The 21,047-nt window shown below is 53.7% G+C and carries 23 protein-coding genes; 19 read left to right on the plus strand and 4 right to left on the minus strand.

Annotated elements, in window-relative coordinates; translation table 11 throughout:
* The first annotated feature begins 65 nt into the window (after positions 1–65).
* Positions 66–698: a terminase small subunit gene (locus tag AC6EMZ_RS06335; protein WP_498401587.1), complete on the plus strand. Its 633-nt coding sequence runs from the start codon at positions 66–68 to the stop codon at positions 696–698.
* Complete coding sequence (locus AC6EMZ_RS06340; RefSeq protein ID WP_498401588.1) at positions 695–2,170, plus strand: terminase; 1,476 nt, start codon at positions 695–697, stop codon at positions 2,168–2,170. The genes AC6EMZ_RS06335 and AC6EMZ_RS06340 overlap by 4 nt, the downstream gene beginning before the upstream one ends.
* Before the next feature lie 62 nt (positions 2,171–2,232).
* Here AC6EMZ_RS06340 and AC6EMZ_RS06345 read toward each other — a convergent pair whose 3' ends face one another.
* Together AC6EMZ_RS06345 and AC6EMZ_RS06350 are read right to left on the minus strand one after the other, a co-directional pair.
* Positions 2,233–2,565, minus strand: a complete 333-nt coding sequence (locus AC6EMZ_RS06345) for a hypothetical protein (protein WP_498401589.1) — start codon at positions 2,563–2,565, stop codon at positions 2,233–2,235.
* A 69-nt stretch (positions 2,566–2,634) separates the two neighbouring features.
* Positions 2,635–2,910, minus strand: coding sequence for a hypothetical protein (locus AC6EMZ_RS06350; protein WP_498401591.1), 276 nt, complete (start codon positions 2,908–2,910; stop codon positions 2,635–2,637).
* 875 nt (positions 2,911–3,785) lie between these two features.
* Here AC6EMZ_RS06350 and AC6EMZ_RS06355 point away from each other — a divergent pair.
* From AC6EMZ_RS06355 to AC6EMZ_RS06435, 17 genes are read left to right on the plus strand one after another with little or no spacing between them, the layout of a single operon-like run.
* On the plus strand, positions 3,786–3,992 hold the full coding sequence (locus AC6EMZ_RS06355) for a hypothetical protein (protein ID WP_498401592.1): 207 nt from the start codon (positions 3,786–3,788) through the stop codon (positions 3,990–3,992).
* Positions 3,993–4,006: 14 nt separating this feature from the next.
* The gene (locus AC6EMZ_RS06360) at positions 4,007–5,677 is read left to right on the plus strand and encodes a portal protein (RefSeq protein WP_498401593.1); all 1,671 of its coding nucleotides are present in this window, start codon (positions 4,007–4,009) and stop codon (positions 5,675–5,677) included.
* Complete coding sequence (locus tag AC6EMZ_RS06365; RefSeq protein WP_498401594.1) at positions 5,674–5,973, plus strand: Bbp19 family protein; 300 nt, start codon at positions 5,674–5,676, stop codon at positions 5,971–5,973. Before AC6EMZ_RS06360 ends, AC6EMZ_RS06365 begins: the two co-directional genes overlap by 4 nt.
* Entirely contained in the window at positions 5,970–6,293 is a 324-nt protein-coding gene (locus AC6EMZ_RS06370; RefSeq protein WP_498401595.1) for a phenylalanyl-tRNA synthetase subunit beta, read from the plus strand. Before AC6EMZ_RS06365 ends, AC6EMZ_RS06370 begins: the two co-directional genes overlap by 4 nt.
* An 11-nt stretch (positions 6,294–6,304) precedes the next feature.
* Positions 6,305–7,009, plus strand: coding sequence for a peptidase (locus tag AC6EMZ_RS06375; RefSeq protein ID WP_498401596.1), 705 nt, complete (start codon positions 6,305–6,307; stop codon positions 7,007–7,009).
* Between the two features lie 17 nt (positions 7,010–7,026).
* Positions 7,027–8,013, plus strand: a complete 987-nt coding sequence (locus tag AC6EMZ_RS06380; RefSeq protein ID WP_498401597.1) for a major capsid protein — start codon at positions 7,027–7,029, stop codon at positions 8,011–8,013.
* A 52-nt stretch (positions 8,014–8,065) separates the two neighbouring features.
* Positions 8,066–8,506: a Bbp16 family capsid cement protein gene (locus AC6EMZ_RS06385; RefSeq protein ID WP_498401598.1), complete on the plus strand. Its 441-nt coding sequence runs from the start codon at positions 8,066–8,068 to the stop codon at positions 8,504–8,506.
* A gap of 10 nt (positions 8,507–8,516) precedes the next feature.
* Positions 8,517–8,858 (plus strand): hypothetical protein, encoded by a 342-nt coding sequence (locus AC6EMZ_RS06390; protein WP_498401599.1) that lies wholly within the window; start codon positions 8,517–8,519, stop codon positions 8,856–8,858.
* A gap of 50 nt (positions 8,859–8,908) precedes the next feature.
* A complete protein-coding gene (gp10, locus tag AC6EMZ_RS06395) occupies positions 8,909–9,232 on the plus strand; it encodes a capsid staple protein (RefSeq protein WP_498401600.1) in 324 nt (107 codons plus the stop codon).
* Positions 9,232–9,837, plus strand: a complete 606-nt coding sequence (locus AC6EMZ_RS06400) for a phage connector family protein (protein ID WP_498401601.1) — start codon at positions 9,232–9,234, stop codon at positions 9,835–9,837. Before gp10 ends, AC6EMZ_RS06400 begins: the two co-directional genes overlap by 1 nt.
* A complete protein-coding gene (locus tag AC6EMZ_RS06405) occupies positions 9,837–12,314 on the plus strand; it encodes a phage tail protein (RefSeq protein WP_498401602.1) in 2,478 nt (825 codons plus the stop codon). The genes AC6EMZ_RS06400 and AC6EMZ_RS06405 overlap by 1 nt, the downstream gene beginning before the upstream one ends.
* Positions 12,314–12,778 (plus strand): hypothetical protein, encoded by a 465-nt coding sequence (locus tag AC6EMZ_RS06410; RefSeq protein ID WP_498401603.1) that lies wholly within the window; start codon positions 12,314–12,316, stop codon positions 12,776–12,778. The genes AC6EMZ_RS06405 and AC6EMZ_RS06410 overlap by 1 nt, the downstream gene beginning before the upstream one ends.
* Positions 12,778–13,317 (plus strand): virion core protein, T7 gp14 family, encoded by a 540-nt coding sequence (locus AC6EMZ_RS06415; RefSeq protein WP_498401604.1) that lies wholly within the window; start codon positions 12,778–12,780, stop codon positions 13,315–13,317. The genes AC6EMZ_RS06410 and AC6EMZ_RS06415 overlap by 1 nt, the downstream gene beginning before the upstream one ends.
* Before the next feature lie 12 nt (positions 13,318–13,329).
* Positions 13,330–15,855, plus strand: a complete 2,526-nt coding sequence (locus AC6EMZ_RS06420; protein ID WP_498401605.1) for a hypothetical protein — start codon at positions 13,330–13,332, stop codon at positions 15,853–15,855.
* Complete coding sequence (locus tag AC6EMZ_RS06425; protein WP_498401606.1) at positions 15,855–17,414, plus strand: hypothetical protein; 1,560 nt, start codon at positions 15,855–15,857, stop codon at positions 17,412–17,414. Before AC6EMZ_RS06420 ends, AC6EMZ_RS06425 begins: the two co-directional genes overlap by 1 nt.
* Positions 17,414–20,170, plus strand: a complete 2,757-nt coding sequence (locus tag AC6EMZ_RS06430) for a hypothetical protein (RefSeq protein ID WP_498401607.1) — start codon at positions 17,414–17,416, stop codon at positions 20,168–20,170. Before AC6EMZ_RS06425 ends, AC6EMZ_RS06430 begins: the two co-directional genes overlap by 1 nt.
* The gene (locus tag AC6EMZ_RS06435; protein WP_498401608.1) at positions 20,170–20,361 is read left to right on the plus strand and encodes a hypothetical protein; all 192 of its coding nucleotides are present in this window, start codon (positions 20,170–20,172) and stop codon (positions 20,359–20,361) included. The genes AC6EMZ_RS06430 and AC6EMZ_RS06435 overlap by 1 nt, the downstream gene beginning before the upstream one ends.
* A gap of 4 nt (positions 20,362–20,365) precedes the next feature.
* Here the strand turns inward: AC6EMZ_RS06435 and AC6EMZ_RS06440 are convergent, their stop codons facing one another.
* Both AC6EMZ_RS06440 and AC6EMZ_RS06445 read right to left on the minus strand, forming a co-directional pair.
* On the minus strand, positions 20,366–20,503 hold the full coding sequence (locus AC6EMZ_RS06440) for a hypothetical protein (RefSeq protein WP_498401609.1): 138 nt from the start codon (positions 20,501–20,503) through the stop codon (positions 20,366–20,368).
* Between the two features lie 108 nt (positions 20,504–20,611).
* Complete coding sequence (locus AC6EMZ_RS06445; protein ID WP_498401610.1) at positions 20,612–20,872, minus strand: hypothetical protein; 261 nt, start codon at positions 20,870–20,872, stop codon at positions 20,612–20,614.
* Positions 20,873–21,047 lie beyond the last annotated feature (175 nt).

Consider the following 21,047-nt stretch of genomic DNA (forward strand, 5'->3'; position numbering starts at 1 on the left):
GACTATGGCGGCTTTGTTTTGCATGATAGTATTACCTGCATGGTAATAAAATTACTCAGGTGGTAATGATGCCCGCGACACCAAAAACACACAAACGCAAATCAACGCAATATAAGCCTCTTACAGCGATGCAGGAGGCTTACTGCCAGTCTTACATTAAGACACCTGATAACCAGACTCAGGCGGCGATAGGCGCAGGATTTTCGCCTAAAACGGCACACGTCAAAGCCAGCGTGATGATGCGAGACGAAAGAATCCAGAAACGAATCGCCGAACTGATGGAGGATCGCAACAAGCGAAACCGCGTCAGTGCTGATTACGTCCTCATGCGCCTGGTTGAAATCGACCAGATGGATGTGCTGGATATTCTCAATGATGATGGTGGGATGAAGCCGATTGCTGAATGGCCCAAGGTATGGCGAACATCTCTCAGCGCGATGGATATCGCTACCATCAAGACGACACAGGCCTCACTGCAAAAAGAAAATGGCGAGGCGGATCTGTCAGTTGAGGATGTCGAGCATGTGCTGAAGAAAGTCAAATGGCCTGACAAGGTGAAGAACCTCGAACTAATCGGTAAACACGTCGACGTCAATGCGTTCAAAGAACGACTGGAGGTTTCCGGTACGCTGACGATTGCCGACCGCATGGCCGCAGCGCGCCGCCGCGTCAAGGAGCAGGCTGGAGGTGAAGAATGAAAGCCGCAGCCATGTCGCCAGACGAGCAATTGGTCGAGGATATTGCCGGGTTCACATACGACCCGCTGGGATACGCGCATTACGCATTCCCCTGGGGTGAGGAGGGCACAGAGCTGGCCCATGCCACCGGTCCGCGAAAGTGGCAGGCTGATGCATTCCGGGAGATACGCGATCACCTGAAGAACCCCGCTACTCGTCACCAGCCGATAATGATTGCCCGCGCATCCGGCCACGGCATCGGTAAGTCTGCATTCATCTCGATGCTCATCAACTGGGGAATGGCGACCTGCGAGGACTGCAAGGTGGTGGTGACCGCCAACACCGACAACCAGCTGCGCACGAAAACCTGGCCGGAAATCATCAAGTGGTCGAATCTGTCCATTACGAAAAGCTGGTTCACCTGCACTGCGACCGCGATGTACAGCAACGATCCGGGTCACGACAAGCGCTGGCGCGCTGATGCCATTCCGTGGTCTGAGCACAACACCGAAGCATTCGCCGGGCTGCACAACGAGCGCAAGCGAATCATCGTCGTATTCGACGAAGCATCCAACATTGCCGATCTGGTGTGGGAGGTTGCCGAGGGGGCGCTGACTGACGAAGACACGGAAATCATCTGGGTGGCGTTCGGGAACCCGACGCGTAACACCGGGCGCTTTCGCGAGTGCTTCCGCAAGTACAAGCACCGCTGGAAGTGCGCGCAGATTGATTCCCGCACCGTGGAGGGGACCAACAAAGCGCAACTTAACAAATGGATTGAGGACTACGGCGAGGATAGCGACTTCGTGAAAGTTCGTGTGCGCGGGATATTCCCTGATGCATCTGAGTTGCAGTTTATCCCAACCGGCCTGACCGATGAGGCAATGAAGCGCGTAGTGACTGCCGGGCAGGTGGCGCATGCTCCGGTGATTATCGGCTTCGACCCGGCTTATTCCGGCGTGGATGATGCGGTGATATACCTGCGCCAGGGGCTGCACAGCAAGGTGCTCTGGACAGGCAATAAGACCACTGACGACCTGATTATGGCGAAGCGCATTGCTGACTTCGAGGATGAATACAAGGCTGACGCGGTGTTTATCGACTTTGGTTACGGCACGGGCCTGAAATCCATTGGTGACGGCTGGGGTCGTACATGGCAGTTAATCCCGTTCGGCGGTGGCTCAACAGACCCGCAGATGCTCAACAAGCGTGGCGAGATGTTCAACAGCTGCAAAACGTGGCTGAAGCTTGGCGGCGCGCTGGATGACCAGGAGACGGCGGATGACCTGTCGGCGGCGGAGTACAAAGTCAGAGTTGACGGCAAGATTGTGATGGAGCCTAAAGAGGATATCAAAGACCGGTTGGGTCGCTCGCCTGGTAAGGGTGACGCGCTGCTGCTGACGTTTGCATTCCCGGTATCAAAACGTATCCACATTCCAGGCCAGCAAAGCCAGCAGGGTAAGGCGTTGACCGAATATGATCCCTATGCCTGACCACCTGGAGCAGATAAAACAAAGCCCGCACATCGGCGGGCTGATTGTGACATGTCACGGCTTTATTTCGGTAGATTGTGTTTAGCATTCGATTCGTCTATCACGTAACGCATTGCAGTTCGACCGAGATTACCAGGATCTTCATGTAGGCTTACTCGAGCCTTTAGGAGTACGCATTGGGCCTTGACATAGTTTGCTGGAATTATTCCGACTTCAGCATTTTTAAATGCCTCCTTCACCGCCTCGCCGTTGTACTCACCGCCAAGCAACTCTGAGCATGTCAAGTTGTTATGGATAATTGCAAGAAGATCTTTAATCTCTTCACGCAGATTAACAATCGACATTGCGGCATTGATAGCTGCGGAATAACGCTCGGCAGCAGTCTTATCTCTCATGATTTTCACCTTAAAAAAATGCCAGTCATTGCTGGCATTTGATATTCGTATTTTGAGTGTTTGTTTCGTTTAAATCAGCGGGCTACATAGCGCGCCGGTTGAACGAGGATCGGAAGAAAAGATGTTCAGCAATTGCTTTACTTTCCGCGTAAACATTCGCTCAACGACCTTCCAGCTTTCAGGTTGAACGACCAGTGCCAGTGTTGCAGATGCCGCAGCAACCGCCCACATCAACCCGTCGAATGCGATTGACGGCACATTAGTGAAATGGATAGACAGCTCGCGAAGACCGATGAAAGCCAGCGCTACGCTAATGCCGAGTACAAGATATTTGTGTTTACACATAACGACCTCTCTTGGTTGTGGTTATTAAAAAAATGCCCGGACGAGCCGGGCGAAATGGGTCTACGGAGTTGCCTTCCGTGGCAGGGTTTACAGCGCAACGTCATCGTAATGGCGTTCTGCTCTAAAAGTGGCGGTGGTCAGAAGTGGGAGCAACTGCCACCGCCAAAGGTACACACAGCTATCGTTATCACTGGCACTGCATCACGGTCCTAAGGCGTGATTGGGTTGTGTCACCACAACGGAAAGAACACCTGTTAATTGTTAGAGCAATTAACCCATACGAATTAGGTGACTAGCCTGTCATATGGAGGTGCTCTTACCTGTTGTGCCTCGTCTCTTCCGAGGTGTCACACCGTATCGCCAGGATGGTGAATCCCATGTCCGTTCGCTACCCAACGTGACTTGCACATTCCGGTTATCTGACCTGGTGGATGGTGGAGCAAGGGAACCAGTTCAGGCCGCAGCGGCACATGTGCCATATGCCGTGCTTCTCACATCTGGAAGCGCATTCCACCGATTTGATTTAACGACCAGGCTCAGAGATCAATCACCAGAATGCGCTTTCATGTTGTGTGCGGAGATGATGATCCGCTTATCCACCGCCTTTACTTTTGAGCCCAATATGCTGCTGCGGTACTCCGGGCTACTGCATGATCGGTTACATAACCACCTCTGCAATTTTCCGCATGATTCATCACTGCCATGCTCAGTTAACTGCCTCAGAGTCAATCCCGTCATAGCCGAAGCTGATAAGAGAAACTCAACAACCATTACCTGAAGGGTAATAATAACACTCCATTCTGTCAATATACTACGTAAAATAATCCGTATATGGTTAAATTGGTAATAATTTAATCGTGTGTGAGGTTATCGCTATGTGTATTGGCAGTTCGCCAAAAGTGCCAGCGGCACCAGAAGTCCAGGCGGCACCGCAGGAGCAGGATGCGGCCGTAGTTGGCGCTCGCGATGATGAAGAACGCCGCCGCCGTGCCGCCGCAGGTCGTAGCTCTACGCTGCTGACCGGTGCGCAGGGTGACACTTCCGCAGCTAATACCAGCGGCAAAACGCTGCTTGGTCAGTAACGGAGCAGGCTGAGATGGCGGAAACCGCAAAAGAGCTACTGCTGAAGCAGCTCGCACAACTGAAGAATGAGCGTTCATCTTTCGAGCCACACTGGCGCGATCTGAGCGACTTTATCAATCCGCGCGGTTCACGCTTCCTGACTTCTGACGTTAACCGCGGCGACCGTCGCAACACCAAAATCGTTGATCCTACTGGCTCACTGGCTCAACGCATTCTGTCCAGCGGCATGATGTCTGGCATCACCAGCCCTGCTCGTCCGTGGTTCAAACTGGCAACGCCTGACCCTGACATGATGGATTACGGCCCGGTGAAGATCTGGCTGGAAGTCGTGCAGCGCCGCATGAACGAAGTGTTCAACAAGTCGAACCTGTACCAGTCACTGCCAATCATGTACAGCAGCATTGGCACATACGGCACCGCAGCAATGGCTGTGCTCGAAGATGACCAGGATGTTATCCGCACGATGCCATTCCCGATCGGCAGCTACTACCTGGCTAACAGCCCTCGCGGCAGTGTCGATACATCTTTCCGTCAGTTCTCCATGACCGTGCGCCAGCTGGTGCAGGAATTTGGTCTGAGCAATGTCAGCACCTCCGTACAGGGGATGTGGTCAAACGGCACATATGAAGCGTGGATCGAAGTTAACCACTGCATTACGCCGAACATTAACCGTGATACCGGTAAGCTCGACAACAAGAACAAGCCATTCAAATCTGCCTACTTCGAGACTGGTGGCGACAGCGACAAACTGCTGCGTGAATCCGGTTACGACGAATTCCCCGTCATGGCTCCGCGCTGGGAAGTTAACGGCGAAGACGTCTATGCATCTTCTTGTCCTGGCATGCTTGCTCTTGGTCAGGTCAAAGCACTTCAGAAAGAGCAGATCCGCAAAGCTCAGTTGATAGACAAAGCCACAAACCCACCGATGGTTGCGCCGTCTGCACTGAAGAATCAGCGCGTTTCCCTGCTGCCTGGTGATGTCACCTATCTGGACGTGCTGAGCGGTCAGGACGGTTTCAAGCCTGCATACCTGGTCAACCCGAATACCGCAGACCTTCTGGCAGATATTCAGGACACTCGTTCGATCATCAATAGCTCCTACTTCGTTGACCTCTTCATGATGTTGCAGAACATCAATACCCGCTCAATGCCTGTTGAAGCGGTGATCGAGATGAAAGAAGAGAAGCTCCTGATGCTCGGCCCGGTGCTTGAGCGCCTGAACGATGAATGCCTTAACCCGCTCATCGACCGCACATTCTCCATCATGGTCCGCAAGAACATGCTGCCGCCACCGCCAGACGTATTGCAGGGTACGCCGCTGCGCATTGAATACATCTCCGTGATGGCGCAGGCGCAGAAATCTATCGGCCTCACCAGCCTGTCGCAGACCGTTGGATTCATCGGACAACTCGCACAGTTCAAGCCCGAAGCCCTCGACAAGCTCGATGTGGATCAGGCTATCGACGCGTTCTCCGAAATGTCTGGAGTATCGCCAACAGTCATCGTTCCGCAGGAGCAGGTGCAGGGCATTCGCGAAGATCGCGCCAAACAGCAGCAGGCAGCAATGGCTATGCAGATGGGACAGGTTGCAGCGCAGGGGGCTAAGACGCTCAGCGAGACGCAGACCACAGACCCTAGCGCCCTGACGGCTATCACCAACGCAGCAGGAGCGCCGCAGCAATGACCGATATCGACGACGAGAAACTCATTCAGGAAAGCGCGCGCAAGCAGCGTGATCTGGCTAATCGTGAAATTGACGACATTAAGTTTGTCATGGATAGCGAGCAGGGCCGCCGCGTCGTCTGGTCACTGCTGGAGCAGGGAAAGGTATTTGCGCCTTGCTTCAACGTAGACCCGCACATCACAGCATTCAATGAAGGGCAGCGAAATCTGGCTCTGGCTTTGTTCCAGCGCGTTATGACCAGTTGCCCCGATCAGTATCTGAAAATGGCCGAAGAGGCCGGTGAGGAAAATTTATGACACAGGTACAAACCCAGCGCGTTGTGCGCCTCGATGGTTCAAATCAGGTTGTTGAGGTTCCAGATCCAGCCCCGGCAGTAGTTGGCGCTCCGACCACAACTGATTACGGCGGCGTAAAGCTGGGAGCGGCTATTTCGGCACCGGCTGCAATGACGGCGACCGCAGATACGAACTCAGCTGCAACTGACGTTGCTGGTCTGCTCGTAGACCACAACGACCTGGTAGCCAAATACAACGCGCTGCTTACCGATGCCACGGCACTGCGCACCACTCTTGCCGCAGTTCTGGCGCAACTCAAAGCCAAAACGATCCCGGTTTAAGGAGATAACTAATGAGCTTATTTGATCGTCTGCTGCATCGCCGTCTTTGCAATGAGCAATCCACCGAAGGTGGCCAGGCAGATGCAGCCTCAACTGACGCTACTGAAACCACTCAGGTGGCCAGTGAAACGCAGGAGCAAACCCAGGCGCATGATAACGCGCAGGGTACTGATTCTGATAAGGGTTCTGAATCCCAGAAAACTGAGGAAGAAATTGCTGCTGAAAAAGCCAAAACCGAAGAGGCAGAAAAGGACAAGAAGCAAGAAGGTGCTCCTGAGAAATACGAGTTCAGCACCACCGAAGGCGTAGAACTTGACGCCGAAGCGATGAAGGACTTCGAGCCGGTTGCGCGCGACCTGAATCTGACGAACGAACAGGCTCAGAAACTGGTCGACGCATATCCGAAAATCCTCGCCGGTGTGCAGCAGCGCCAGACCGAAGCATGGCAGGCACAGACTGAGCAATGGGCCGCTGACGTCAAAGCGGATAAAGAATACGGCGGCGACAAACTGACTGGAAACCTGAGCGCTGCACAGCGCGCACTGGACCAGTTCGGCACTCCTGAGCTGAAAGAATACCTGAACACTACAGGCCTGGGTAATCACCCGGATCTGGTCAAGGTGTTTATCAAAGTCGGTCGGTCCATGTCGGAAGACGGCATGATCACCGGAAAAGAAAACGGTCAGCGTAGTGCTGCCGAAGTGCTTTATGGCTAATAAGAGAGGATATAACCATGGCTGTTAAAGGCGTAAATGCGCTGACGCTGGCTGACTGGGCTAAGCGTACCGATCCAAATGGGAAGGTCGATAAGATTGTCGAGCTTCTTTCCCAAACCAACGAAATCCTGACGGATATGATGTTCGTAGAAGGCAATCTCCCTACAGGGCATCGTACAACCATCCGTTCTGGACTGCCTTCAGCTACATGGCGTCTGCTGAACTACGGTGTGCAACCGAGCAAATCAACGACCGTACAGGTTACTGATTCTGTAGGCATGCTGGAGACTTACGCTGAAGTTGATAAGTCCCTTGCAGACCTGAACGATAATACTGCTGAATTCCGCCTTTCTGAAGATCGTGCATTCATAGAAGGTATGAATCAACAGATGGCGCAAACCCTGTTCTACGGTGATACCAGCGTCAACCCTCAGCAGTTTATGGGTCTGTCATCTCGCTACTCAAGCAAGTCTGCTGGTAACGGGCAGAACATTATCGATGCTGGCGGTACCGGCACTGATAACACCTCGATCTGGCTGGTGGTTTGGGGTGAAAACACCGTACACGGCATCTTCCCTAAAGGTCAGAAGGCCGGGTTGCAGACTCAGAATCTTGGCGAGCAGACGCTCATCGATGCTGCTGGCGGCAAATACCAGGGGTATCGCACTCACTATAAATGGGATAACGGCCTGGCACTACGTGACTGGCGTTACGTCGTGCGAATCGCAAACATCGACGTGAGCGATCTGTCTGTTCCGGCTTCTGCGGCAAACATCGTCACCCAGATGGTTAAGGCGCTTCACCGCGTCCCTAACCTGAAGATGGGCCGCGCTGCGTTCTATTTGAACCGCACAGTTGGGCAGGCGCTCGACCTGCAATCGCTGGACAAAGCCTCTCTGGCGCTGAGCGTCAAAGAGACCGAAGGCGACTGGTGGACCACATTCCGTGGTATTCCGATCCGCGAAACCGACGCGATTCTCGAAACCGAAGCGCGTGTTGTTTAACGCCTGACTAAACCAGCAGCCCGGCAACGGGCTGCTAACTGGAGATGCAAAGATGATCCTCGACAAACTGTTGATGTTCTCCGAAGCGCAGGCGGTTACGGCTTCCGCTGCTTCAACTGACGTGATTGACCTCGGCCCGATTGACGGCACACGCCGCGATATCGGCGTTGGTTATCCACTGGAATTCTGGGCAACCGTGAACACCACCGCAACGGCGGCAGGTGCAGCAACTTTGAACGTGCAGTTGCAAACTAGCCCGGATAACTCGACCTGGACCACCATCTATGACAGCGGCACGCTGGCACTGGCTGCTTTGGCTGCTGGCAAACGCCTGTTCTCTACGAAGGTTCCTGCTGGCGTTCAGCGCTACCTGCGCGTGAACTATGTGGTTGCGACCGGCCCGCTGACTGCTGGCGCGTTCACTTCGGGTATTAACCTGGATGTTGACAACAACACTCCATACTACCCAATCCGTTCCAAAGTGACTGGCTAAGGGGATAGCGATGTCAGGTGAAATTGCAAGATACCGCGTCCTGCGCTTATCCCATATTCATAACAACCTCTGGCCTGAAGGCTCCGAGGTTGAGTATGAGGGTGAGCCAGGCACCGCGCTGGAGCCGCTGAACGATGCGGCAAAGGCGGCGAAAGAAAAGGCTAAGCATAAAGGCGATGTCGTTGTTGATGTGCCAGCCAGGGAGCCGCTGAACGATGGCGGCGGTGATGACGTTCTGGACAAGCTCCGCGAAGAGTATGAATTACTATTCAACGAAAAGCCTCACCCAAACACCGGCGTCAAAACACTCCGCGAGAAGATCGCAGAGAAGCGTGCCGAACTGGGCGTCTAAGCCTCGCTAATAAAACAGGGGCTTCGGCCCCTTTCTTGTAGGAGCGCATCATGGAATTGGTAAACCTCAAAACCGGCACCGACAGCTACCAGGATGAATCAGGGGACACTAAAACCCGTGACGATTATCCATGGGGACTTTGTATCAACCTTGACAATGAAACGCTGAAGAAGCTCGGCGCTGCACCTCAGCCAGTCGGTACTGAAGTGATGATCACCGCCAAAGCAATCATTAAAAGCATGTCGACGCGCGAAGATGGCGAAGGTGTACGGCATGATGCCAGTCTGCAAATAACCGATATGGCGATCGCTCCCGCATCAGGTGAGAAGACCAAAACAGCGGCACAAACTCTCTACGGTGGGGAGGATGATTAATGGCTTCCGTAATCGAGATCTGCAACCGCGCGCTGAGCAACATCGGCAATAACCGCAATATCAACAGCCTGACTGAAGCCAGCAAAGAGGCCGGGCAGTGTTCTCTGCATTTCGATGCCTGTCGCGACGCGGCGCTGGCAGACTTCGACTGGAACTTTGCCACCAAGCGCCTTTCGCTGGCTGACACTAACAGTCCACCTCCTGACTGGCAGTTTGCATATCAGTACCCTACGGACTGTGTGCGCATTACTGAAATTATGGTGCCCGGCGTTCGCAATCCTACCGCTGCCATGCGCATTAATTATGAGGTGGGGTCAGATACTGACGGCACCGGTAAGTTGATTTATACCGACCAGTCTGCTGCATGGCTGAAATATATTGCGCGCGTCACCGATGTGAACATGTTTGACGCCATTTTCATGGAAGCACTGTCGTGGCGTCTGGCAGCCGCAATAAACATGCCGCTTACCGGTAGCGCAGATCTCGGCAATAACGCTTTGAATATGTATAACCGCGTCATCCTGAGCGCTGGTTCACACAGCCAGAACGAATCGCAGGAACCGCAGCCGCCAGTGGATGAATTCACCGCAGCGAGGTTGTCATAATGGCTTTCAGTTGGATTCAACCGAGCTTTGCCGGTGGTGAGATTGGCCCGTCGCTGTACGGGCGAATCGACATGTCAAAATACCAGGTGGCGCTGCGCAAGTGCGATAACTTCATTGTCCGCCAGTATGGCGGGGTGGAGAATCGCCCGGGTACGCGGTTCGTCGGCGAGGCAAAATATGCAGACCGCAAATGCCGCCTGATCCCGTTCCAGTTCTCGACCGTCCAGACATATGCGCTGGAGTTCGGTCACAACTACATGCGCGTCATCAAAGACGGCGCTTATGTGCTCAACGGCAGCAATGTCATTTTCGAACTGGCGATGCCTTACGCCGAAGCGGATTTATTCCGCATAAAATTCACGCAAAGTGCTGACGTGCTTACCCTGGTGCATCCTTCATATCCGCCGAAAGAGCTGCGCCGCTACGCGCACGATAACTGGCAGATCGTCGACGTCACAACTAAAAACGGCCCCTTCGAAGATATCAACGTTGACGAGACGATCACTGTATATGCCAGTGCAAGCACCGGCACAATCACGTTAACTGCCAGCTCTGCCATATTCGGTGCCGAGCAGGTTGGTAAATTATTCTATCTGGAACAGCCTGCGGTCGACTCCGTGCCAGTATGGGAGACCAGCAAGACCACCGCTATCAACGATGTGCGCCGCGCCGACAGCAACTACTACCGGGCGAATACTGCTGGCAAGACCGGAACCCTGCGCCCGTCTCACACTGAGGGCATGTCCTGGGATGGATGGGGCGGAACTGGTTCAGATGATACCGGCATTCAATGGGAGTACCTGCACAGCGGTTTCGGCATTGCGCGAATCACAGCGGTATCCGGCGGCGGCCTGACGGCCACTGCTACAGTGGTGAGCTATATCCCGTCACAGGTAGTTGGAACAACCAACGCCAGTTACAAATGGGCGCGATACGCCTGGAACAGCGTCAGCGGATACCCGAGCACGGTAGTTTATTACCAGCAGCGCTTGTACTTTGCAGCCTCCACGTCATACCCGCAAACCATATGGGCGAGCCGTACCGGAGACTATAAAGACTTTGGCAAGAGCAACCCTATTCAGGATGACGATCGCATCATCTACACCTACGCCGGGCGTCAGGTGAATGAGATACGCCATCTTATCGACGTCGGAAATCTGGTAGCACTGACGTCTGGAGGGGAATATACGATATCCGGGGACCAGAATAAGGTACTGACGCCAGCAGCATTCTCTTTTAGCTCTCAGGGGAATAACGGCTCCAGCAACGTGCCTCCAATTGCCGTGGCAAACATCGCGTTGTTCATCCAGGAAAAGGGGAGTGTTGTTCGTGACCTGGCCTATTCGTTCGACGTTGATGGCTACCAGGGTACAGATCTCACTATTCTGGCGAATCATCTGTTCCAGAAGCGAAGCATCGTTGACTGGACATTCTGCATCGTTCCGTACAGCAGCGCATTCTGTATCCGTGATGACGGGAAATTACTGGTAATGACCTACCTGCGCGATCAGCAGGTATTCGCATGGGCTCCACAATCTAGCGCCGGTAAGTATGAAAGCACCTGTTCAATCAGCGAAGGCAGCGAAGATGCCGTGTACTTCGTGGTTAACCGCACAATCAATGGGCAGGTTAAGCGCTACATCGAGCGCCTTTCCAGCCGACTATTCACAAACGACGAGGACGCATTCTTTGTCGACTGCGGACTGAGCTATGACGGGCGCAATACCTCATCACGAACCATGACCATCAGCGGCGGAAGCGGTGACTGGGTTTATCAGGTCGACTATCCGGTGACCATTACCGGCGGTTCGTATTTCGTCAGTAGTGACGTTGGCGCGCAAATCCAGTTTCCATATACCGGCACAGACCCCGATAGTGACGAAGTGGTCAACAAAGAATTACGCGGAGACATCATTTCAGTCACCAGTACCACTGCGGTTGTTGTGAGATTTAACCGCGACGTGCCTGCTGTTCTGCGCGACACCGCCACCACTAACTGGCAAATGGCGCGGCAGACATTCAGCGGCCTGTCGCACCTCGAAGGTCAGACGGTTAACATTCTGTCCGACGCCAGTGTTGAGCCGCAGAAAACCGTATCTGGCGGATCTGTCACGCTGGAATCACCTGGCGCAGTTGTGCATATCGGGCTGCCAATTACCGCAGAATTCGAAACCCTGGACATCAATATCAGTGGACAGGAAACGCTGCTGGATAAGAAGCAGATCATTCCAAAGGTCACGCTCATCGTGAATGCCAGTCGCGGTATTGAAGCGTCAACTCCTGGTGGTGAGTGGTACGAATACCCGCAGCGTGAATTTGAGTTCTACGACGATCCCGTTGATGACGCAACCGGCAAGGTCGAGGTGAAGCTCGACAGTATCTGGGATAATAACGGTCGCGTGAAGGTTCGCCAGTTCGACCCTTTGCCGCTATCTGTTCTCGCCGTCATTCCTCGCCTGACCGTGGGAGGGAACTGATGGTTAACGCTCAGATAGTTCCAGCCTCCTCAGAGCATATCGAAGCCATGCTGCCAAATGTTCGCCAGGCTGACATTGACGAATTCATTGCAACAAACGGATGGAGCCCGCGCCGCGTGCTGGAAACTGGCGTGAGAACGTCAACATTCGCCTGTGCCGGGCTAATCAACGGTGAGGTGGTGACTATCTTCGGCGTGGCCCCGGCATCGATGATCGGTGGCATCGGCATCCCATGGCTTGTTGGCACCGATGCGCTGGAGAAATATCAGCGTACCTTCCTGCGCCGCTGCGGAAAAGTGGTCAATGCAATGCAGTCTGCTTACCCGTATCTTGAGAATTATGTTGATGCCCGAAACCATACCGCCCGCATATGGCTGCACTGGCTTGGGTTCATCATTGAGGATCCGAAGCCGTATGGCATTCATGATCTTCCGTTTCACCGATTCCATATGGAGAGAAAATAATGTGTAGCCCGGCCATTGCTCTCGCTGGAGCCAGCGTCGCCCTGAGTGGCGTCTCAGCGTACAACCAGTATCAGTCAGGAAAATACACCGCAGCGGTTGCTGAGCAGAACGCTGACACTGCCACGGCACAAGCGCAGGACTCAATTAACCGAGGTAACGCCCAGGCTGATGAGGTGCGTCGTCGTAATCGCCAGGCAGCAGGAACGCAAGCTGCGACAATGGGCGCGACGGGTTCAGATCTATCGACGGGCGGGGCGCTGGATATCTTTGGTGATACCGCTCAATTTGGCGCACTGGATGCTCTAACGACGGTCAACAATGCGCAGAGAGAGGCATATGGCTTCGAGGTTCAGGCTGCAAACTATGAGGCGCAGGCTAGCTCCTCGCGTAAGCAGGGGAATATGGGTGCGTTAACTACGCTTCTAACCGCACCTCTACAGGCATACGGCGCTTATCAAATGGGCGGCGGAACCTGGTCTCCATTCACTCAGAAGGCAGCGCCAATCAGTGCAGCCGTCGGCACTCCAACCGGTCGATAAGGAGATACAGACATGCCAGTCGTACCTACAGTTAGCGGGCGTCAGGTTGAGAGTCGAGGATTCCAGTCTCCCGGCGTTCAGGCACTACCACAACCAAACATCGGTGATGCGCTCACCCAGGCTGGGCCAAAGGCAATTGATGTTTTTGCTCAGGCCAAGCAGCGTGCTGACGTGGCGCAATCACAGGACGCTTCTCTTCAGCTCAGCCAGGTATCAAGCGAACTCCTGAATAATCCTGACACTGGCCTGCTCAACATGCAGGGCAAGAATGCGATCGGGAAACGCGATGAGTATACCCAGCAATTTGATTCTCAGGCCGAGCAAATTGCAATGACACTCCCGGAAGGAGCCCGCGCCGGGTTTATGCAGAACGCTGAGCAGCAGCGCATTCAGTTCACTACGCAGGCTGGCCGCCATGAGATCGGGCAAATCAATGCCTACGAAGAAGGGCAGTTCCAGGCAACGTTGCTGAATAACGGGAAGCTGGCGGCGTCAGCATATGGTGATAACGCGAACTATGTGCTGTACAACCAGCAGACCTTTCAGCAGATAGATGATTACGGTGCAGCGCATGGATGGAGCGCAGAGCAGATTCAGGCGAAGAAAGTCGAGTTCAAAGAGAAAGTGGCAGACGCCTCTCTCTCACAATGGTCAGCCAATAACTCTATCGAATTCATTCAGAGCAATGGCGAACTAAGCGATACAGTTGCCGGTTCTCGTCGGGCTGTTTCTGATGGCGCTCCTGATGATGCTCGCGGCATCCGCAACAATAACCCAGGCAATCTGGAATTCAGCAAAAGCAATCCGTGGTCAGGTCAGACCGGTGACGATGGGCGCTTTGCCAAGTTCGAAACGCCTGAGCATGGGATTCGAGCGCTGGGTCGCAACCTCCTTTCGTACCAGCGGCAGGGGATTGATACGGTCAGCGACATCATTAATCGATGGGCACCACCATCGGACAACAATAACACCGACGCCTACATCAAAGCGGTGTGTCAGCAACTTGGCGTAACCGCCGATCAGCAACTGGATGCATCAAATCCTGACACGCTGAAGGCGCTGTGTGCCGCCATTATTCACCATGAGAATGGAAGTCAGCCATACAGCGATCAGCAGATGGCATCTGGCGTAAGCGCGGCTATCGGGCTATCCCAGTTGCCAACCAGCACCAAACGCTACACAGGTAATGCGGCATTCGACGCTGCGTCTCCAGAGGCGCAGGCGACATTTATGCGGCAGGCAGATCAGATCCGCAACCAGCAGCAGGCGGAGTATCGTACCAATATCGATGGGCGCGTGCGCGATGCCAGTGCTGCATACATGCGCGGTGTGGATTTCCCTGATGCTCCAACGCAGACCGACTTCCTCGCTGCCTACGGCGTGCGCGAAGGAAACCTGAAATATACCGAATTTCGTAATACGCAGATCGCCGGGCAGTACATCGGCTCGTTCCGGAATATGCCTACCAGCAGCATTCAGGCATACGTCGAACAACTGAAGCCAGGAGCGGATGAAACAGGAGAGGGTTACGCATCTCGCGCTGAGACTTTCGACCATGTATCGGCTGCGGCCACGAAGGTAATCAGCCAGCGGCAGAATAATCCGTTTAATGCCGCAGTGGAGATCGGGGCATATAAGCCGATTGCCAGCAACAATCCGAATGATATTACTGCTGAAGTAGCTAACCGGTTCTCGTCACAGGAAAGTCTACGCGCTATTGGCATCAATGCGCCGATCCTGTCCAGTGAAGAGGCTGCAACACTGTCTGAACAGGTTCGCGGCACCAAAGATGTAAACCAGACTATCAGCCTGTTGCAGAGCATGGGTGAAACCCTGTCGGCTCCGGCGATGCGCCAGGTTGCTTCTGCCATTGCGCCGAATAACGCGGCTACCGCCTACTCTGCGCTGCTGCTGGGTACTCCTGATAATCAGTACGACAATAATAAACCATCGATCGCCTATAGCCAGTTTGTAGGATACAAGCCAACCATGAACAAATACGATGTGTCGAAGGTGGTGCTGGCAGGCGATCAACTACTTAACCCAACGAAGGCGATGAAAGACGCTGGCATAACTCCGGTCCAACTTCCCAGCGAAGACAAGATGAAACGTGCATTTGACGATCAGGTGGGCAGCTCATTTGCTAACAACCCGCAGGCGCGCCAGCTCAGTTACAACCTGTTCAAAGCTGCTTATGCTGGGATCGCCTATCAGTCAGGTGATGCCTCCATGACGCGCACCGACGCGGCCAATTCTGATGTAGCCGAGAAGGCAGCGCAGTATGCCACTGGCGGAGTGTATAAGGGCTTCAACGGCGGTGATGTTGTCATGCCATTCGGTATGGATAAGTCCACTTTTAAAGACCGTTACACCGTGTCAGCGCAGAAATCATTAAAAGACGCGGGGCTTAATGTTAACGCCGCCTCCAACTTCACGCCGGTTAATATCGGCAACAACCAGTATCGCCTGGTCAGCGGTAGCGGGCGCTGGGCGACGGATCCGAAAACCAATGAAGCTATTGTCGTGAGGGTTGAATAATGTCTGATGTATTCTCTCTTGCACCAGAAGGCCAGGCGTGGACAGACGATAAAACTGCGGCCAATCCGGCACGGCCTGAAGACTATGAGCCGACATTCTTCCAGGGTTCAATTGCGGCTCCAGTGCGAGGCGCGGCAGAAGGAACAATTGGCCTGGCTCAATCAGCTGTAGGATTCAGCAAGCGTCTGATAAGCGATCCTGCATTTACCGCTGACGTGGCCCCAACAGTAAACATATTCCGTGTGATGTTCCCTGATGCAGACAAAACCCTGAATGATACCTACGACACGATCGGCAAACAGTTACAGGATGCTCGCGGCTACGTTAAACCGGATGCCGGAAGCCAGGGAACCGCTGCCGAAGTGCTCTATGGTCTTGGTCAGTTCGCACCTGCCATCGCAGGAACTATCGTCGGTGGCCCTGTTGTTGGCGCTTCCACCGCGTTTAGCTCAACGTATGAGCAATCTTATCAGGATTTTCGCAGCAAAGGCGTTGATGAGGCGACGGCGCGAAATTTGGCGGCACAGCAAAGCTCTTTCAACGCCGCTGGAATGGCGCTTCCCGCTGCTGTCGGTACGACGTTGGTTACGCGCATCGCTTCAGGCGTGGCTATCAACACCGGATTTGGTGGCCTTAACCGTTATTCAGTAAGCGAAACGCTGGAGGAAAAAGGCTACACCGAGATGGCGAAACAGTACCGGGTATTCGACGGTCAGGCCATGTTGGTTGATGCCGTGCTGGGTGGTGCCTTCGGTGGAGCTCATCATCTTGCGTCACGCAATGCTGCTGATATCCCATCGCCTGAGGAGCCCATCCCGGCGGCAGAGGTGCAGAGCGTTCCTGACGCAACCGCAGAGCCGTCACCTGTGGCCGAAGTTTCGCCAGTAACGGATGCACCTGGCGCACCAGTGCGATCTGATACTCAGACACCAGTGAAAGAGACTGCTGCTACAGCAGATATTCCTGCCATTAAGCCCAGTGATATCGATGCAGCCCACACTCTAAACGAGGGCTTGTATTACGATCTGGAATCCTCCCCGGTTCTTCACGCCAGCAATGAGAGCATAAATAGCCATGTGGCGGCAATGGATGAAGCGTACAGGCAACTGAATGACGGCCAGCCTGTTAACGTCGGGATGATGGCGCGCGGGCTCGACGGCCCATCAAGGCCAGGCATGCTGGATGCCGCTACCGATCAGTACAATGCAATGGAACAGGTTTTCCAGGAAAATGGCGTCAGGTATGAAACGCCTGCTGAACTGAATGGAGAGGCATCGGCTCCACGCGCAGAAAGTGCATTCACGGCAGCAGACGAAACCGGTAGCCAGGCAAGCATCGACCCCGACACCGGGCAGGCTATTTCATCCAACAGTTATGACCTGATGGCGGCGCGAGATATGGCAACCACCAATCCAGATCTGACGATTACGCACCCTGATACCGGGCAGCCGGCGAAACTTTCCGATGTGCTGGCTGATTTCGATGAGCAAATTCAGACCGTGCAGAAAGAATCAAAAGTATATTCCGTCGCTGCGGCGTGCTTCCTGAGGAATCCATAATGAAACAGGCATGTGTTGAAGCTATTGCGCAGACGCTGGGCCGCCAGCCTAAAGCTGATGAGCTAAAGAATATTGAAGATCGTATTAAGGAATCCGTACGGCAGGTGAGCAGGAAGAATGCCCGCGAAGGAAAAACGGGAATACCCGATGCGCAAACTTACATGGAAGCCGCCGAACTGGTTCGCCAGCGTGTAGTGCATGACATTTATAAGAAGCGCCAGCGTGTCGCACAGAATGCGATCGCCATCAGCAAAGTGACTAATACCCTCGACGCTAATATACCTCCTGAACAGCAAACGCCTGCCAACTTGCAGCAGTTCATCTTCTCTGGTCGCCGCACTACTGATGGAACCGATATAGCCGTCACATCAGCCGAAGAACTTGCAACCGGCGCATATCAGGACTGGTCCCGACAGCTTAGCGCTGAGTTGTTGAATGCTGGTGAAGATGTTCAGAAATTCTTCGAGCAGAGCAAAGCGCTTGGCGAGCAGCGATTCCGAAGCCTGTTTGACCAGCAGGCCGCAAAGTCTGCGCAGTTCCAGATCCTGAAAGAACTGTATGGCGAGGACACAGGCAACCCGCAGGCGAAGAAAATAGCCAAAGTCTGGAATGACGTTACCAGTCGGGCCCGTCAGGAGATGAACGACAACGGTTTTGATATTGGCCTGCGTGATGACTGGCATCTTCCATATGTTGATGACGCTGATTTCATCCGCAACGCCGGGCGAGACGAGTGGCTGGCATCATTGCCGGTTGCAGAGCAGGCAAAAGCGCGCCTGTCAGGGCGTCAGCCTCCGATTGAGTTTGCTCGTCAGGCTTGGGTGGATGATGTCTACAACACGCAGGATCGCAGCAACTACGTCAATCCGGACGGTAGTCCGATGAACGACATCGAATATCGCCAGTCTCTGGAAATCATCTTCGAGACGAAGGCCACAGATGGTGCCAACAAAATTGATCCTGGCGCTTTCATGGGTACGGGTGGGATAAAGAATCGCGGCTCTCAGAGCAGGGTGATGGCGTTCAAAGATGCCCAATCCCATTATGCTTATATGGAGCGTTACACTCAGCAACCGGTGGCTGGCGTCATGATGTCGCACCTGCAATCATCATCCAGAGATCTTGGCGTCGTGAAAGCATTCGGCCCTGATGCACCGCGCAACTTCTCTCTGATTCTGGACCGCGTATACCAGCGCGCTGTAACGGAAGGAAAGCCAGTCGGCAAGATGAATGACGAGCGGCAAATGGTCGAGCGTATGTTTAACTCTCAAGCCGGGTTAAATGGTGCGGCAACATCGAGCGTATTCGCATCCGGCGTGGGTGGACTCAGAAACCTGATGACCAGCGCAATGCTCGGAACCAGCGTACTCACTGCCACAAGCGATCAGGCGATAATGCGCGCAAACGCCCAGGCATTAGGGTTCACACGAGACGGAATGAGACTGTCCTCCAACACCATTAAAAACCTGTTCAGCGGCGATGCCAAACGCGCTAACGCAGAGCTTGGCCTACTGGTGGATTCGCATGCTGCTGTCGTATCCAAGATGGGGGGCTTTGACCTGTCGCGCGGCATCACCGGTTGGTTCGCTGAGAAGACATTGAAGTGGTCCGGTCTGATCGCTATGGACCGCGCCAACAAAGCATCGTTTGGCCTGCTGATGTACAAAAATATCGGCGAGTTGACGCGTAAATTCAAGACGCTGGATGAAGTCAAAGGTTCTGACAAAACAATCCTGGCGAACAAAGGCTGGAGCAATGAGGACTGGTCCATCATGGCGGCGGCCGACTTGCGCCCCATGACAACCAGCGGTCATATGGGTATGACGCCAGACGGGATATATGCCGTTCCTGATGAGGTGATCACCAACATCATGGCAGACCGCATCGCCCAGGTTAGGGCCGGTAGCGATACAGCACTGGCAGCACTTGGCGATTTGCCTCCTGAGCGCCTGAAGCGCATGAAGGAGGCATTCGATGCGGAGGCTGAGCAGACTATCACTCGTATGATTCGCAATGCCCGCGCTGAAGCCGCGCAGAAGCTGCTTGGCATTACCCACGGAGAAATGACCAGTGCAGTTACGACAGCGACAGGGCTGGACACATACGCCCGTGACGATGCTGGCCAGTTAATAAAAAGCTTCATGCTCTTCAAAACCACACCTTTCGCCGGGTTCCGCCAGTTGGTAAACAGGGCTAATGATCTGGACACGGTACCGGCGCTTAAATTCCTTGCTTCATACATTGCAGGCACAACTCTGGCCGGGATGTTCGCCAACCAGATGAATAGCCTGCTGACCGGTAATGATCCTCTGGATATGACAAAGGCAACGACATGGGTGCAAGCGCTGCTGAAGGGGGGCTCGTTCGGTATCTACGGCGATTTCCTTTTCCAGGACCATACGCAATATGGCTCAAGTATCGCGGCCACCATTGGCGGGCCAGTTCTCAGCTTTGCAGAGCAGTTAACCAAGCTGCTGATCACTAACCCGCAGAAGGCATTGCAGGGGGAAGAAACTTCTTTCGGTGCCGACGCGCTGAAGACGGCCCGCATGATCACCCCATTCGCAAACCTATGGTATGCAAAAGCCATCACCAATCACTTGATCCTGCAACAGCTTCAGGAGATGGCAAACCCAGGGTACAACGACCGGGTAAGAGATCGCGCGCAGCGGGAATTCAATACAACGAGCTGGTGGGAGCCTGGAGAAACTTCGCCGCGCCGCGCTCCAGATCTCGGAAAGGCAGTGGGGCAATAATGGATATCTTGATCAAGATAGGGTTGATTCTGTTCTGGTTTGCTGCCGTTGTTGTCTGCGGCACGGCGTATCTTTGGGCGATAATTTTCGCTATCAGGAAAGGATGGCTTGGGGAGACATCCGCGAAGGTCGTTTACTTCGCGACCTTCGTTATTCTGGCTGCAATAGTATTTAAACTACCATTGCTGTGACATGTCACAAGGCCGCCGGAGCGGCCTTATTTTTACTTCCCGCCAGGTCGTGCATCGGCAGAGCGACCACCGCAGCGGGATCCATCTGAAGCAGTATCATCAGAATGCTGGCAATTTCCGGCGTACGCCTGTGTTGCTGCACCAAGTGACAAGAGAACAAATAAAACTGCAAAGATTTTTTTCATTATGAGCATATCCATGTGTAGGCCACAGATCGTGGCAAATACATTTTATACCCCAAACGTAAATTCTATCTGGTTTGTTTTCGTAATTGTTCTGCACAGTAATCAAGATGCATCTGCAGATCATTCATGGACATCTGCGAGCTGGTGACATAGTTCACCAGGGCAGTCAGCTCTGCCATAGGGCCATCAACATTAAAACCATCTTCACCCAACTGGCGCAGCAACGTCATCAGGTGAGAATCTTCAACAAGGGAGCGGACGCCTCCCGGCGTGTGTATTCGTTCGGCAAATCCTTTTTCCAGCGGGTGATGATACTGACGTTGCATCTGATAATCTCCATGCATTCACTGTATATATGTACAGTAGCAAAAGTCCTAAAGACTATCCAGTGCGATTTGATGATTACCTGTAAGGTAATAACTTCTCTGATTGTTATTCATTCAATTCATATAAGGTTTATTGGGTAATAAACTGTCCTGATGATGCACGCGCGCCGGGCGC

The organism is Enterobacter sp. SCRI0065 (assembly GCF_059766475.1).